1 protein-coding gene is annotated in these 883 nt (G+C 46.9%); it reads right to left on the reverse strand.

The window, feature by feature from the left end:
* A partial coding sequence (gene folP, locus CIK04_RS23710; RefSeq protein WP_128824669.1) for a dihydropteroate synthase occupies positions 1–606 on the reverse strand: 606 nt, incomplete at its 3' end.
* Positions 607–883: the final 277 nt, after the last annotated feature.

An 883-nucleotide genomic window follows, 5' to 3' on the forward strand; every position in this document is an offset into this window, starting at 1 on the left:
CATGCCCGCCAAAATCGGCAAGCCCAATTGATGAAACGCTTCTAAGTGCGCTAACAGATGATAATTGTGTTCGATGGTTTTGCCAAAACCAAATCCAGGGTCAAGAATAAGCAGCTCTTTAGCAATACCGGCTTCTTCACAGGCTGCAACACGCTCTTCCAAAATTCGCCAGACCTCTTTAACTACATCTTGATAGCTTGGGTTATGCTGCATGCTTCGAGGCTGACCTTGCATGTGCATCAGACAAATCGGCACTTGGGCTTTCGCGGCAACAGCCAAGGCCCCTGGTTCCTGCAATGCGCGAACATCATTAATGAGATCCGCACCGGCTTCAATAGCTTGCTTCATCACTTCCGCTTTGCTGGTGTCAATAGAGATCCAAACATCATGCTTTTGCCGAATGGCTTGAATTGCCGGAATAACGCGCTTCAACTCTTCTTCTAATGAGACTTCTGGCGCACCTGGACGTGTTGATTCACCACCGATATCAATGATACTCACACCAGCAGCAGCAATCATTCGCTCTGCTTGGACCAACGCCGCATCAAGCGCATTAAATTGGCCTCCATCGGAAAATGAGTCAGGTGTGACATTAAGAATTCCCATCACAACAGGGAATGAAAGATCTAAAGATTTTTTTGAGAACGTAGAATCATAGTAGAAATACAAAACCCCGAGTTGCCTCGGGGTTTCCTTATTAATTAAAACCTATTCTGCATCTTTTTTGTCAGTATGGCTGCTGAACTTCATCTGGTTGAGACTGAGCAGTCACTTCCGGCTCTGCGGTTTTCTCTTCAGCTTTTGCTTCTGATTTTTCCGTTTCTCCGTCGCCGCTTGATCACCCMMCCGCAGGTTCACGAATGGTCTCTTTGCGAGCCATCAG

The organism is Vibrio sp. 03_296 (assembly GCF_002265885.1).